The sequence below is a fragment of the Acrocarpospora pleiomorpha genome, from assembly GCF_009687885.1.
Classification (GTDB): Bacteria; Actinomycetota; Actinomycetes; order Streptosporangiales; family Streptosporangiaceae; genus Acrocarpospora; species Acrocarpospora pleiomorpha.
Map to the genome: position 1 here is coordinate 105,515 of NZ_BLAF01000022.1, position 15,117 is coordinate 120,631.

Annotated in this window: 9 protein-coding genes; 2 read left to right on the plus strand and 7 right to left on the minus strand. The window is 70.9% G+C overall.

Features of this window, described 5'->3' with window-relative positions:
* Position 1 precedes the first annotated feature (1 nt).
* Positions 2–4,147 carry an nSTAND1 domain-containing NTPase gene (locus Aple_RS20870; RefSeq protein ID WP_155346324.1) on the minus strand — a complete coding sequence of 1,382 codons (4,146 nt, stop codon included), beginning with the start codon at positions 4,145–4,147 and terminating at the stop codon, positions 2–4.
* Between the two features lie 229 nt (positions 4,148–4,376).
* Between Aple_RS20870 and Aple_RS20875 the strand changes: the two genes are divergently transcribed.
* Entirely contained in the window at positions 4,377–5,972 is a 1,596-nt protein-coding gene (locus Aple_RS20875) for a sulfatase-like hydrolase/transferase (protein ID WP_155346325.1), read from the plus strand.
* Between the two features lie 214 nt (positions 5,973–6,186).
* On the plus strand, positions 6,187–8,373 hold the full coding sequence (locus Aple_RS54565; RefSeq protein ID WP_155346326.1) for a fibronectin type III domain-containing protein: 2,187 nt from the start codon (positions 6,187–6,189) through the stop codon (positions 8,371–8,373).
* 35 nt (positions 8,374–8,408) lie between these two features.
* Here the strand turns inward: Aple_RS54565 and Aple_RS20885 are convergent, their stop codons facing one another.
* The 6 genes from Aple_RS20885 to Aple_RS20910 are packed head-to-tail and all read right to left on the minus strand — an operon-like array spanning position 8,409 to position 15,109.
* Positions 8,409–9,275: an HpcH/HpaI aldolase/citrate lyase family protein gene (locus Aple_RS20885; protein WP_155346327.1), complete on the minus strand. Its 867-nt coding sequence runs from the start codon at positions 9,273–9,275 to the stop codon at positions 8,409–8,411.
* Positions 9,262–10,731, minus strand: a complete 1,470-nt coding sequence (locus Aple_RS20890) for a dihydroorotase (protein ID WP_155346328.1) — start codon at positions 10,729–10,731, stop codon at positions 9,262–9,264. Before Aple_RS20890 ends, Aple_RS20885 begins: the two co-directional genes overlap by 14 nt.
* A complete protein-coding gene (locus Aple_RS20895; protein WP_155346329.1) occupies positions 10,728–12,152 on the minus strand; it encodes an MmgE/PrpD family protein in 1,425 nt (474 codons plus the stop codon). The genes Aple_RS20890 and Aple_RS20895 overlap by 4 nt, the downstream gene beginning before the upstream one ends.
* Complete coding sequence (locus Aple_RS20900; RefSeq protein ID WP_155346330.1) at positions 12,152–12,979, minus strand: cyclase family protein; 828 nt, start codon at positions 12,977–12,979, stop codon at positions 12,152–12,154. Before Aple_RS20900 ends, Aple_RS20895 begins: the two co-directional genes overlap by 1 nt.
* Positions 12,980–13,026: 47 nt before the next feature.
* The gene (locus tag Aple_RS20905; RefSeq protein ID WP_155346331.1) at positions 13,027–14,229 is read right to left on the minus strand and encodes a CaiB/BaiF CoA transferase family protein; all 1,203 of its coding nucleotides are present in this window, start codon (positions 14,227–14,229) and stop codon (positions 13,027–13,029) included.
* A 37-nt stretch (positions 14,230–14,266) separates the two neighbouring features.
* Positions 14,267–15,109: an IclR family transcriptional regulator gene (locus tag Aple_RS20910; protein ID WP_218038433.1), complete on the minus strand. Its 843-nt coding sequence runs from the start codon at positions 15,107–15,109 to the stop codon at positions 14,267–14,269.
* Positions 15,110–15,117: the final 8 nt, after the last annotated feature.

Sequence of the window (15,117 nt, forward strand, 5' to 3'; positions counted from 1 at the left end):
GTCAACAGGTGGGCCGGTAGTCCTCGGTCGGGAGGTAGGTGGCCCACTCGTTTTGGGTGAGGTCGCGGCCGATCTCCCGGCAGAGCTTCCCGATTATCGAATCGGGTCGCAGCGACCAGTGGATGATCTTGCCGTCGTCTCCTCCGGAGATCAGGTCGTGGTCGCCGCTGAAGGCCAGGCCCTTGATCGGGGCTGTGTGGCCGGTGAGGGTGGCCGTCAGCGTGCTGGACGGGACGTCCCAGATGGTGATCGTGTGATCGTCGCCCGCGGCCGCGAGGGTGTGGCCGCCGGGGCTGAAGGCGAGGGCCTGGATCGGGGCGGTGTGTCCGGTGAGCGTGGAGTACGGGCCTCCGGTCCGCGTGTCCCACAACTTGACCGTCCGGTCTGCTCCCGCTGTGGCGATCAGCTTGCCGTCCGGGCTGAAGGCGACATCGAGCACCGACCCCTGCCTGGTCCTGAAGTCGTGGATCGCCCGATTCTGGGCCAGGTCCCAGACGATGAGATCTCCGGCGGGGCTGGTGCTGGCGAGCAGTGGTTCGCGCGGGCTGAACGCCAGCGCGGAGGCGATGTACGCGGGACCGGGAAACGGCACCTGGCGTGGATTCTCCACATCCTGAACATCCCACCGGACCCGCCCGAGCGCGGCCGCCGCGAGAAAACGCCCATGCGGATCGAAGTCGATGTCGGTGGAGGCGCCGAGCCCCTGGTATGACATCGTGGCGAGCTTCCGCTTGCTGTCGACGTCCCAGACGATGACCGTGTGGCTGCGGGTGATGGCCGCGAGCCGGTGACCGTCCGGGCTGAAGGCGACGGCCCGGACATGATCGGGATGGTCGCCGAGCGTGGCGATCGGATTCCCGTACAGGTCCCACAGCCCGACGGTCCCGTCGCTGCTCGCCGACGCGACGATCCGGCCGTCCGGGCTGACCCTGACGTCGTTCACGGCCCCGCTGTGCCCGCTGAACGGGGGCCGTGCCCGCTCGCGGACCACGATGGTCCGCCCGAATCCGGCCGAGGCGAGCATGGAGCCGTCGGCGCTGAAGGCGAGGGACATCGTTTCGGTGATGCTTCTGTCCTGGTAGCTCTCGACGGCCTGGCGTCGCGCGACGTCCCAGACGGTGATCAGGCCGTTCTCGTCGGCGACGGCGATCCGGCCGGCGACGGGCGCGGAGATGTCCCAGGCGTACGGCGACCGTTTGGGCAGCTCGGACAGCAGAGTCGCACCGTCGTGACCGATCCTCCAGAACCCAATCCCGTGATAGGGCGAGGCCGTGGCGAGGGTGCCGGTGGTGGAATCGAAGGCCACCCGGTGGACATGCTCGGGGCCAAAAGCGGCGATCTTTGCCCTGGAGGTGACGTCCCACACGACGGGTTTCTCGATTCCGCCGGTGGCCGACACGAGAAATGCCTGGTCGGGACTGAATGCCAGCGCCGCGATCTCTTCCCGGTGCCCTTTCAGCGTGTACCGGTTCCCGCTGGGCAGGTCCCGCACCTCGAACGCGCCCTCGCCCACGCCGAAGGCGATCTTCTTGCCGTCGGGGCTCAGCGCCAGCGCGTCGGTGAGCTTGTCCGCTGTCTGCCGGAACACCGGCCGGCCGGTGTTCAGATCCCACACGAACACCGAGCCCTTGGTCGCCACGACGCCCGGCTCCCTGGCGATGGAGGCCAGCAGCCTGCCGTCGCTGCTGAAGGCCACCTTCCGCGCGTACACGCCGGCTGTCCCGGCGAGTGCCGCGTGCTCGACGAAGCTCGCGACGCGCGTGCCGCGGCGTGGATCCCAGAGGGTGACCACCCCGTCGGTGCCCGCCGAGGCCAGCCGCGAGCCGTCCGGACTGAACCCGACCCCGAAGATCACCGGCCCGTCGGCGTTGAGCTCGATCCGGCGGGGCGCCGCGGCAGCGAGGCTGAGCAGGCCGCCTCGCGTCTCGGTCTCCGGATCGAGCCGGAACGCGGTGATCGCCAGCAGCCCGGCCAGATCGGGATCGGTGCTGAGGAGCGATCTGGCCTTCAACGACAGCTGCCGGGCCAGGGCGACTCCCTGCTGGCGGCCGGCCTCCTGCCCTTGCCGTACGGCTACCACCCCGCCGAGCAGGGCGAGCAGGAACAGCGCCGCCATCCCGGCCAGCAGGCGTTGCAGGAGCCGGGTACGGCGCCTGGTCGTGGTGCGCTCGCTCTCCTCCAGCGCGCCGCTGTCCCGCAGGAAGGCGCTTTCGACGTTGTTCAGCTCCTGCGGGTGATCCTCCGCCCAGGTCCTGGCGGCCAGCAGCTGGACGCCTCGATACAGCGCGCCGGAATCGCGCCCCAGTTCCTGCCACGTCTGCGCGGCGTCGGTGAGCCGCCGGTGCACGAACAGGTTCTCGCGGTCGTCGGTCAGCCAGCGGTGCAACCGGGGCCAGGCCCGGATCAGCGCTTCGTGCGCCACGTCCACCGTGTCCTCGCTGAGGACGACCAGCCGCGCGGCCGCGATCCGGTCCAGCACGTCCGAGGTGAGCTCCGGGTGGGCCAGGCCGACGAGCTCGGTCCGGGAGATGGGCCGCCTGGTGTCCTCGGTGCCGTCCCCCAGCGCGGTCAGCCGCACGAAGATCCTGCGCGCGGCCTGCTGCTCCGCCGGGGCGAGCTCGTCGTAGACCCGTTCCGCGCTCTGCGCGATGGCTCCGCGCACTCCCCCTGCCGCCTGGTAGGCCGACAGCGTGAGACTCGGTCCGGTGCGGTTCCGCCAGGTCTCCAGGAGCGCGTGGGAGACCAGCGGCAGGCAGCCCGGTTCCTCGGCGGCGTCGGCCAGGACCGTGGCCAGCAGGCTGGGTTCCACGGTGAGGCCGGCCTGGGCGGCGGGCCGTACCACGATCTCCTGCAGGTCGGCGGGCGACATCGGTCCGACGAGCAGCTGGGCTTCGCCGCCCAGCGCCTCGACCAGGGCCGGATGCTGGGTCAGGTGGGCGAGGAAGTCTGCTCGTACGCCGAGGACGAGAACGGTGCCCGACAGCCCCAGCAGGGCCTCGACGAAACGGCGCCGTTCCCCGTCGTCGGCGCACAGCGTGAAGATCTCCTCGAACTGGTCCACCACCAGCAGCGGGTGGCCGTTCAGGGCGGCGCTCAAAGCGCCGGGGTCGTCGTCAGGATCGTCGCCGGACACCTTCGTCACCAGGTCGGCCAGCGTGTCCATCGGGTGCTCGCCCGGCGTCATGATCAGCCCTTGGGCGTACCGTCCCAGCAGCCCGGCGCGCAGCAGGGAGGACTTGCCGCTGCCCGACGCCCCGAACACGCCGACCACCGGCAGGCGGCCGACCAGATCGTGGAGCCGGTCGACCAGGTGGGAGCGGCCGAAGAACCACGCTTCGTCCTCCGGCTGGAACGCCATCAGCCCCCGGTACGGGCAGTCGTCCGCCTCCTGCGGCGGCTGACCTAAATCGGGAAGGAGTTCCGCGTCACCGCGGAGCATCGCCTCGTGCAGCCGCTGGAGCACGGGGCCGGGTTCGATGCCGAGCTGAGCGTTCAGCAGCTCGCGGGTCTCCCGGAAGACCTCCAGCGCCTCGACCTGACGGCCGGACCGGTACAGCGCGAGCATGAGGTGCCCGCGCAGGCTCTCCCGGTAGGGATGCTCCCGGGTGAGATCGGCCAGCTCGGCGGCCACCTCGACGTGCCCGCCGAGACCGAGCTCGGCCTCCGCCAGCCGCTCGTGCACGGTGAGCCGCGCCTCCTCCAGCCGCCGCGCCTCCTCCGTGACGAGCGCGGAGTCGCCGAACTCCGTGAACGCGGGCCCCCGCCACAGGTTCAGCGCCGCGCGCAGCCGGTCCCGGGCCGAGTCGAGATCGCCGCGATCCAGCGCCGCGTTCCCCTGCGCCGCGAGGCTGCGGAAACGCGTCGCGTCGAGCGCGTCGGTGATGATCGCATACCCGCCCGGCCGACCGGCCAGGACGTCGGCGCCGAACGTCCGCCGCAGCTGGTGTGCGTAAAGGTGGATGTTGCGGCGCGCGGACGCCGGCGGCTGGTCACCCCAGACGGCGGTGATCAGCCAGTCGATCGACACCGGCTGGCCGGCCTTGGACAGCAGCGCGGCCAGGGTGAGCTGCAGTTTTGGTGCTCCACCGACCGGAATCAGCGGACCGTCGCGGGAGACGCTCAGCGGTCCGAGAACGTGAAATTCCACTCAACTCCGCCCCCATCGGATACCGCATGAAGAATCCTGGACGTCGCGTGGTCTGTCAATCGGTTCGATCATGGTAGGAGGCCACTGGCGGAAGAAAGATCTGATCCGGTACGGTCCAGCACGGTGGGCCTCTTCCGGTCGCCACGATGTTCCCGAGATTGCCGAACTCCTGGCGCGAGATGTGCCACCGTAACGCCGTACCGACGCTTTCATCAGAGGTCAAGGATCAATGCTGCCCACCACCAGACGTGGCTTTCTCGCGGGCACCGGAGGCCTGGTCGCGGCCGGGCTCACCTCCGCGAGCGCGGCCGAGACAGCGGCGGCGAAAGCCCGCACCCCGCGCAACTTCGTCATCATCCTCGCTGACGACATGGGCTGGGGTGAGATCGGACCCTACGGGCAGCAGAAGATCGTGACTCCCCACCTCGACCGGCTGGCGGCCGAGGGCGTCCGGTTCACCAGCGCGTATGCCGGGTCTTCACTGTGCGCGCCGTCCCGCTGCGCGCTGCTGACCGGCCTGCACGCCGGCCACGGAACCGTACGCGAGAATCCGGAGGGCGGACCGCAGCGCTCCCTCGTCGCCGCCGACTTCACGTTCGCGGACCTGGCCAGGATGGCCGGATACCGGACGGCCCTCATGGGCAAGTGGGGGTTCGGCCCCGAAGCGCCGGGCCAGGTCTCCCATCCCAATGTCAGGGGATTCGACGAGTTCTTCGGCTATATCACCCACGCCCACGCCCACCAGTACTTTCCTTCCTACCTCTGGCACAACGGGGACAAGGTCGCGCTCGACGGCAAGACGTACGCGCCGGATCTGTTACGCGACAAGGCCGTCGCCTTCATCAAGGAGGCCGACGACCGCCCTTTTCTGCTGCACTTCGCCACCATCCTTCCGCACTCCCCGAGCCAGGTCCCCGGCGACAGCGGCCGGTACGCGAATGAGCCGTGGACCCGTCCCAACCGCCGCCACGCCGCCCAGGTGACCTGGCTGGACTCGCACGTCGGCGACATCCTGCGCGCGCTCCAGGAGGCCGGAGTGGCCGACTCGACGCTGGTGCTGTTCACCGCCGACAACGGGCCGCACCACGAGAAGGGCGTCGACCCGGGGATTTTCAACTCCAACGGGCCGTTCCGCGGGGTCAAGCGCCAGCTCTACGACGGCGGCATCCGGGTGCCCATGATCGCCTGGTCGCCGTCCCTCACCCCGAAGGTCGTCCACGAGCCCGTGGCGTTGTGGGACATCCTGCCGACGCTGGCCGATTTCGCGGGGGTCCCCGCCCCGGCCAACCTGGACGGGAAGTCGTTCCGGGGCCTGCTGACCGGCGGGCGATATGCCGGACATCCGTTCCTGCTGTGGAACCGGCCGCGGAAGATGCAGGCCATCAGGCGCGGTCACTGGAAGCTGATCCGCTTCGCGCCGAACATCGCCGGGGCCGGGCCGGATGGCCGCATCGAGCTCTACGACCTGCGCGGTGACCGCGGCGAGCGGCACGACATTTCCGCGCGCAATCCGCAGCTGGTCGCCGAGCTCGTCGATCTCCTGGACCGGTCGATCGGGCCCGACCCGCGGGTGCCGTACGGGCTGCAGGTGCGGGAGGAGGGGAGCGAGGTGATGGTGACCCTGCACAACGGCTCGGCGTCGCCGTGGCGGAACGTGCGGCTGAGCCTGGACGCCTTCGAGAGCGAGCGTACGGATGCGCTGGAACCCGGGGAGGCGCTCACGGTGACGTTCGCCTTCACCGGGGATGCCGCGAGAGGCCCCCTCCTCGCCCGCGCGAGATTCACTGCGAACGGCAAGAAGGTGACGTTCCAGGCGAAAGTATGACCCTTCCCAGGGAAAGCGAAAGTTTCGGGATAGCGAACCGTGCAGCAGGAACATGCCTAGCTTTCAGCTAGTTTCCGAAATGTTTCGGCGTCGTCATGGGCATATTTCCAGCTCAGGGGTGCGACGTAGAGAAACATTTCGGCGACTGCGTTGACGTGTTTCGAACGGATTCCCAGACTGATCGCGAACCCCCCCACCCGGAAGGGAGAGCCTAGTGATCACCACCTTAGGTCGCTCTAGGATCCGCTCGAAGGTCGTCGCGCTGACGGTGGCGGCGGCGCTTTCCATCGCTGGAGCGGTAGCCCTGGTCTCCACCGAGGCCGCCGCGGCTGTTGGAGTGGAAAACGAGGGCGCCGACTGCACCGTGCCCGCCCTGCCCAGCGAAGGATCTTTGCCCACCAACTCCAGGCTCCCCGATCCCTTCAGGAAGCTGGACAATACCCGCATCTCCACTAAGTCCGACTGGCGCTGCCGACGCGAAGAAATCAAGAGGCTGGCAGAGCGCTTCGTTTACGGCGAGAAGCCCGGAAAGCCGACAACCGTCACGGGAACGGTCTCGAACACCAGCATCATCGTGAACGTGAACCACAACGGCAGGAGTTCCAGCTTCTCGGCGAGCGTCTCACTGCCGAGCGGCACCGGACCTTTCCCCGCCGTCGTTGTCTATGGAGGATTTGGCGCGGACACAGCCGTCATCCGAGCGGCCGGCGCCGCCGTCATCAGCTACGACCCCTACGTGGTCGGACGCGAGGGCACCCCACGGAACAACAAGCAAGGCGCGTTCTACAGCATCTACGGCAACACCAGCAGCACCGGGCTGCTCGTCGCCTGGGGCTGGGGGGTGAGCCGGATCATCGACGTCATCGAGCAGTCAGGCGGCAACATTCTCAAAGCGGACGCGACCGGCGTCACGGGATGCTCGCGGTTCGGCAAGGGCGCCTTCGTGGCCGGTGCGTTCGACCAGCGCATCGCGTTGACCATGCCGATCGAGTCGGGCAGCGCCGGTGTCCCCATCTTCCGCGGGATCCCCGGCGAAGGCGCCCAGAGCCTGAGCAGCGCCTACGGCGAGCAGCCGTGGTTCGGCGACGCGTTCGGCTCCTTCACGGGCAGCCCGAACAGGCTTCCGGTGGACACGCACGAAACGGTGGCCATGATCGCGCCGCGAGGGCTGTTCATCATGGACAACCCGCACATCGCCAACCTGGGCCCCCGGTCCGCGAGCGTGGCGGCCCTGGGCGGCGCCGAGGTCTACCGGGCGCTCGGCGCAGGCGAGAACATCACCTACTGGTCCGACGTCCAGGACGGCACCCACTGCGCCAACAGGCCTGAATGGCGGACCCCGCTGCAGCAGAACATCCAGAAGTTCCTGCTGAAGACGGGCAACGCCGCCGGCGCGATCAGGATCTCGTCCAGGGCGCAGGGCAACCTGGCCGACTGGCGCGACTGGACGACGCCGACCCTCACCGACTCCACCCCGAACCCGACCGACACCACCCCGCCGAGCACCCCGGGCACCCCGACCGCGTCCGGCGTGACCGCCACCAGCGCCACCCTGACCTGGGCCGCCTCCACCGACCAGGGCGGTTCCGGCCTGGCGGGCTACAACATCTACCGCGAGCAGGGCACGACCGACCCGCAACTCGGCCAGTCCACCACCAACTCGACCACCCTGACCGGGCTGACCGCGAACACCCAGTACCAGGTGTACGTCCGGGCCCGGGACGGCGCGGGCAACCTGTCGGGCAACTCCGCCTTGGTCACCTTCACCACGGCCACCACCGGAGGCGACACCTCGCCGCCGACCGCCCCGGCCGGGCTCGCCGCCGCGGGAACCGCGTCCACGAGCACGAACCTCACCTGGACGGCCTCGACCGACGACACCGGCGTGAGCGGCTACGACATCCTGCGCGCCCCCGGCGCCACCGGCGGCACGTTCACCCAGGTCGGCACCTCGACCACCACCTCGTTCGGCGACACGGGCCTGACCGCCAACACCACCTACCGCTACCAGGTCAGGGCACGCGACGCCGCGGGCAACCTCTCACCGGTCTCCAACACCGCCCAGATCACCACCCAGCCCGGCACATCCACCGGAACCTGCTCGGCCGTCGCGACCGTACAGACCCAGTGGAGCAACGGGTACGTGATCCAGCCGCTGACCATCACCAACACCAGCACCTCCACGATCACCGGCTGGACGGCCACCTTCACCCTTCCGGCCGGCCACACCCTGACCGGCTCCTGGAACGGCACCGTCACCATCAGCGGCCAGACCGTGACCATCAGGAACGTCGGTCACAACGGCACCCTGGCCCCCGGAGCCAGCACGACCAGCGTCGGCTTCCAGGCCAGCCGCCCGAACGGCAACACCGCGCTGCCGTCCGGCTACACCTGCGCCTGACCCTCCTGACCCACCCACACGCAGGTGTGGGTGGGTCAGCTCATCGACAGGGTACGGCGAGCCTGACGGATGACGGCCTCGTCGACCATGCGGCCATCGTCGTCCACCAGGACGCCGTCAGAGGTGCTCTCGAACCGGGTGATCAGCGCCTGGGCGCGCGCGAGCTCGCCGGGAGTCGGCGTGAAAACCTCGTGCACGATGGGGATCTGCGCAGGATGGATGCAGGCGCGACCGTGGAAGCCCAGACGGCGCAGGGCGTGCGTGGAGCGACGGAGCGCGTCCTGGTCTGAGATGGCGGTGCTCACCGGGCCCAGCGGTGGGGCGAGACCTGCGGCGGCCGAGGCGAGGACGACGTGCGAGCGCGCCCAGAGAAGCTCGCGTTCGTCGTCGCCGGGGTCGACGCCCAGGTCGGCGCGGAGGTCGGCCTCGCCCAGCTGGAGGCGGGCGACCCGGGGGGCCTCGGCCAGCAGGGGCGCGCGCAGGACGGCCGCGGCGCTCTCCAGGATCGGGCAGAGCACGAGGTGCGGGTGGTCGGCCAGCCGGCGATCCAGCTCGGCCAGCCACTTGACGCTCTCGGTCTTGGCGACGCAGATCCCGGTCACGGCGGGATGGGCGACTGCGGCGAGGTCGGCCAGGCCCGCCTCGCCGGGGTTGATCCTGATCCAGACCTGCGTCTGGCCGGCCACGGCCGGTCCGTCGGAGGCGAGCCAGCGGGCGACCGTCGCGCGGGCCTGCGGTTTGGCGGCGGCGGGGACCGCGTCCTCCAGGTCCACGATCAGGGAGTCGGCGCCGCGAGTGGCGGCACGGGCCAGCTTGTCCGGCTGGTCCCCGGGGACATAGAGGGCAGACCTGACCAGGCCTGGCGCGGTCCGGGCAGATGCGGTCCGGTCAGGCGTGATCATAAGGGCGTGCCAGGTAGCGGCCGGACGGGCTGCCGACGACCTTGCCCGCCTCCAGGATGCGGGTGCCGCGCAGGAAGGTGTCGGTGACCTCGGCGGTGAGCTCGAAGCCTTCGAAGGGCGTGTACTCCTGGGTGGACTCGGAATCCTCGGCGCGGACGGTCCAGGTGCGGGCGGGGTCGACCAGCGCGATGTCGGCGTCCTTGCCGGGCGCGAGGGAGCCCTTGCCGCGCAGGCCGTACCGGACGGCGGGGTTGCGGGAGGTGAGGGCGGCGATGCGGCCGTAGGAGAGGCCGCGGCGGCGACCTTCGGTGATCATGCCGGGGAGCAGGTACTCGGCGCCGCCGAAGCCGGACTTGGCCAGGAAGACGTCGTCGCGCGGGTCGCCGAACTTCAGCTCGTCGCGGCAGCAGGCGTGGTCGCTGACCACCCAGTCAACGGTGCCGTCGGCCACGTACTCCCAGAGCGCCTCCACGTCCTCGCGGGGCCGCAGCGGCGGGTTGACCTTGCCGCCCAGGCCGTGCGCGGTGGTGATGTCGGCGAGCAGGTGGCCCACGGTGACCTCGCGGCGGAAGTCGATGTGCGGGAAGGCGGTGGCCATCCGCACCGCCGCGTCGACCGCCTTGCGGGAGGACAGGTGGAGCAGGTTGATGGTGGGCAGGCCGGTCTCGTGCGCCAGGTAGGAGGCGATGCTGACGGCCAGGCCCTCGGAGTGCGGGGGCCGGGAGGCGCTGTAGGCGGCCAGGCCGGTCAGCTCGCCGGCCTCCTCGACCATCCGGGTGTAGGCGGTCATGATCTCGGCGGTCTCGCAGTGCAGGGAGAGCGAGATCTCCTCGGCCAGGTGTGGGAACCGTTCCCTGGCCGCGCGGACGCCGCGCATCACGAACTCGAAGTGCGCGTAGTCGTACCGCTCGCCCGGCGGGGTCATCAGGAACGCGCTCTGGTCGGCCGAGCGCCCGTGCAGCCCGTGGCCGCCGTAGAACATGAAGACCTTGAACGAGGTGACGCCGAACCGCTCCACCAGGTCGGGGATCTCCTCGATGTGTCGGCGGGACATCGGCGCGAGGTGGAAGGCGTAGTCCACGTGCGCGCCGCCCCGCGCCAGGTCCAGCACCTCGGGGAAGAAATCGGCGTAGTCGCCGCCCTTGTTCAGGTAGTACTGGCCGGTCCGCATGTAGGTGAGGGCGGAGGTGACCCCGCCCTGCGCGCAGGCCCGGCTCTCACTGGCGGTGTCCTCGGCCAGCGGGTTGTAGATGCCCCAGTGCTGGTGGGCGTCGACCACGCCGGGAAAGGCGAGCTTCCCACCGCCGTCCACCACCTGGGGAACGCCGGTCACGTCGAGGCCGGGCCCCACTGCGGCGATCTTCCCGTCCCGTACGGCGATGTCGCCCGCCACCGGCTCGTCCCGATCGGGATCGACGACCAGGACATTCTTGATCACCAAGTCGAATTCAGTCATCGCCGTTCCTCCAGTTCCGCCAGCGGGCGGAGCAGCTCGCTCACGTGCGCCAAGCCGGTCAGCCCGCGCACCCGTTCTGCCACCTCGGCGGCCCGGCCGTCCGGCAGCCACCCCTTGGTGTTGTCCAGGAACTTGCCGGTCAGCTCCGCCTCCGACAACGGCCGGTCCGGGCCACCCCGGTTGGTCAGCACCTCCTGCCGCCACTCCCTGCCATCCAGGTCGACGGCGGTCAGGATGGCGGGGAACTGGGCCGGGAAGATCGCGGTAGCCCTTTCGTCGGCCACCACCTCGACCTTGGCCATCAGCGCCCGGCGGCGGGGGTCGCGGGCCAGCTCGTCGGTGTAGTCGTCCAGGCTCGCGCCCAGCCCACCACCGCCGAGCAGCCCGGTGACCACCGCGTACGGCCCGCTGAACTGGGCCTGGTAGCCGGTCTCCGGCGTGCGCTTGACCTCGATCGGCTGCCCGATGGTGCGGACCACGGGCGCGGGCACCCCGAGCACCAGCCGGGCCACCCGATCCGGGTCCAGGCCCTGCTCCCGCAACGCGCGGGCCGCGTCCACGGCGGTGTGGGTGAAGTGGTTGGCCGGATACGGCTTGAAGAAGATCCCGGGAACCGCCCACTCGACCCCGAGGCCGCCAGTGATCTGCGCGGCGTCGTACTGTCCGCCGAGGAACGCCTGGAAGAAGCCGAACCGGCCCTCCAGCACGGTCGGCGGGCCGGTGAAGCCGCGCCGGACCAGGTCGGCGGCGGTGACCGCGGCATGCGCGGCCCACCCGCAGTGCAGCCGCTTGACGGTGCCGCCGGTCCGGTTGGACTCGATCAGGCCGGACGCCATGGAGGCGGCCACGCCCAGGCAGTCGAGCAGCCCTTCGGCGTCCAGGCCGAGCAGCAGCCCGGCGGCGACCGAGCCGCCGAGCGTGCCGCAGATGGAGGTGGCGTGCTGCCCGCGCTCGAAGAACGTGGAGTTGCCGGCCTGCGGGTCGTACCCGGCCATGCCGAGCCTGGCGCAGACCTCCAGGCCGACCGCGATGGCCCGGACCACCTCCTCGCCGCTCGCGCCGGACAGTTCGGCGGCGGCCAGCGCGGTCGGCACCACGGACGCGCTCGGGTGGAGCACCGACGGCAGGTGGGTGTCGTCGTAGTCGAGCGAGTGGGCCAGCACGCCGTTGGCCAGCGCCGCCAGCGGCGCGGGCGACCCGCCGGGACCACCGCCGACGACGTGCGCCTGCGCCGCCCCGCCCTGATCGCGGACGTACGACACGATGGCCGCGCTGGTGGGCAGCCGGTGCGCGGCCACGCACAGGCCGAGCACGTCCAGGACCCGCTGCTGCACGCTGACCACGACATCGGTGGGGAGCGAGCCGAAGGAGGTGTCGGCGGCGAACCCGGCGAGGGTCCGGCCGAGGGTCGGCTCGGCCATCACGCCCCCCCGACGACGGCGAGCGGGCGCACGGGAGAACCCGTCGCGCCGTGCAGGGGCAGTGGGGCCAGCACGAAGGTGAACTCGTGCACGCCGACGGCGGCGAGTTCCTCCAGCGCCATCGTCTCGATCAGGTAGATGCCGGCCTCGACCAGCAGCACCCGGTGCGCGGGCAGCGAGCTGTGCCCCCGGCCGGGGCCCAGCCGCTCGAACGCGATGGTGTCCGCGCCCGCGGCGTGCACGCCCCGTTCGGCCAGCCAGTACGCCCCCGCCTCGCCGATGCCGGGCACGCCGGTGTCGTGCCCCAGGTAGCGGGTGCGATCCGGGTCGTCGAAGTGGCGTCCCCAGCCGCTGCGGATCAGCACCACGTCACCCGGCCCGACCGGGGTGCTCTGGGTGCTTTCCGCAAGTTCCAGGTCGGCGGGGGTGATCTCGTAGCCGCCAGGGCAGGGCCGCCCGAGGCGCGGGATGTCCAGCAGGACGCCGCGGCGGAACATCGGCTCGATGGTGTGCACCCCGTGGTCGGGGTAGCCGCCCTCGCGGCAGGCCAGCTGGGCGTCGGCGCCGCCGTGCAGCAGGCCGTCATGCGAGACGTGGGCCAGGGCGTCGATGTGGGTGCCGACGTGGGTGCCCATGACCAGCATGTCGTTGGCGGCCGAGCCGCCGTCCCCGCGGACCCGGTCGCCGTGCCGCCGGGGCAGGGTGCGCCAGTAGGCGGGATGGTTGGGCGACTGCGGCATGCCGACAAACAGGGGGCGGGCCAGGTCGTAGACGGTCAGCCCGCCGCGTACCGCCGCGAGCAGCGGGTCGATTCCGGTGATGGTCATGTCTTCTCGTTTCTTCTGCTGGGCGGCCTTCTTTCGCGGGAATACGCCTATGCCACGATCTGCTCCTCCCGCAGGGCGGCCAGCTCCGCCGTGTCCAGGCCCAGCTCCCCGGACAGCACGTGGTCGGTGTCGGCGCCGAGGTCCCGGCCGGTGAACCTGATCCGGCCCGGGGTGGCCGACATCCGCCACATCACGTTGTGCATGAGCAGCGGGCCGAGGTCGGCGTCCTCGACCCGGGTGAGCATGCCGGTCTCCCGCACATGCGGATCTTCGGCCAGGTCGCGGGAGTCGTAGACGGGAGCGACGGCGGCGCCCGCCTCCGCGAACGCGGCCAGCACCTGGTCGCGGGGCCGGGCCGCGATCCAGTCGCCGACCACCTTGTCCAGCAGCTCCACGTGCTCGGCCCGGCCGCGGCCGGTGGCGAACCACGGTTCGTCGATCAGCTCGGGGTCGCCGACCAGGCGCATCAGCCGCTCGGCGATCTGCTGGGCGCTGGTGGAGACGGCCACCCAGTGGCCGTCGCCGGTCCGGTAGGTGTTGCGCGGCGCGTTGTTGGTGGAGCGGTTGCCGTGCCGGGTCTCGACCACGCCGAGCTGGTCGTAGACGGTGGGGGAGGGGCCGACCGCGGTCATCAGCGGCTCCAGCAGGCTCATGTCGATGACCTGGCCGGGGTGTCCTGGGGTGCGTTCCCGGTGGAGGAGGGCCATCGTGGCGGCGGCGGCCGCGGCGATGCCGCACACGCTGTCGGCCAGGCCGAAGGCCGGGAGGGTGGGCGGGCCGTCCGGGTCGCCGGTGAGGTGGGCGAAACCGCTCATCGCCTCGGCCAGGGTGCCGAATCCGGCCCGGCCCGCGTAGGGACCTTGCTGGCCGAAGCCGGTGATCCTTACTATGACCAGCCCGGGGTTGACCTCGTGCAGCAGGTCGGGGCCGAGCCCCCAGCGTTCCAGGGTGCCGGGACGGAAGTTCTCCACCAGCACGTCCGAGCGCTCGACCAGGCGCAGGAGCAGGGCGGCGCCCTTCGGGTCGCTGAGCTTCAGGCCGAGCGTCCGCTTGTTCCGGGAGATCTCCTTCCACCACAGCGGATGGCCGTCCTTGGACGCGCCGTGCCCGCGCATGCCGTCCCCGGCCACCGGGTGCTCGATCTTCAGCACCTCGGCGCCGAAGTCGCCCAGCAGCTGGGCGCAGAGCGGCCCGGCCAGGATGGTCGAGACGTCCAGGACCCGCAGCCCGTGCAGCGGTCCGTCCGGCATTGCTACCCCCAAGTCGTGAAATATCGTGAAAAATCGTTCAGGCGACGTCGCCTGGCGCGCCCGCGGCCGGGCGGTACCCGAGGTCGCTGGATATGTCGGCGGCCACCGCCACGATCTGCGCGGCCAGCGCGTCCCTGCGGCTGCGGGTGAACATGTCCTGGTGGCCGCAGAGCGAGACCGAGCCGACCACCTGGCCGGTCGCCCCGTACACCGCGGCGGCGACGCTGGCCGCGCCCGACTGGCGCTCGCCGGAGCTGGCGGCGTAGCCGATGCGGCGGATCCGGTCGATCTCCTCGCGGAGCGTGTCGGCCGAGGTGATGGTCGCGTCGGTGACGCTGTCCAGCCGGTGGTGGGCGATGTAGTCGTCCACCTCGCCGTCCGGCAGCGCCGCCAGGATGGCCTTGGAGGACGATCCGGCGTGCAGCGGGTGGCTGGTGCCGAGCGCCACCGACATGCGGATCTCGTGGGTGGACAGCACCTGGTCCACGTACACCCGGGACCAGCCCTGCCGCAGGGACAGCGTGGAGGTCTCGCCGGTGCGTTCGGTCAGCGCCACCAGATGCCGGTGCGCGACCGCCGCCACGTCGAACTCGCGCATCGCCGCCAGGCCGATCTTCAGCGCCAGCGGCCCCAGCTGGTAGACCTTCGTGTCCTCGTCGAACCGGAGGAACCCGCCGACCACCAGCTCGCGCAGGATCCTGTGGGCCACTGCCTTGGACAGGCCGGTCTCCCTGGCGAGCATGGAGACGCCGGGCGGCCGGGGTGACCGGGCCACGGCGTCCATGACCGACAGGGCGCGGGCGATGCCCGATCGGGAAGGGCCCTGCTCTTCTGCCAGGTCGTTGGGGTCCATCGGAGCCTTTTCTGTGGAAATGGTCATGGGGGAAG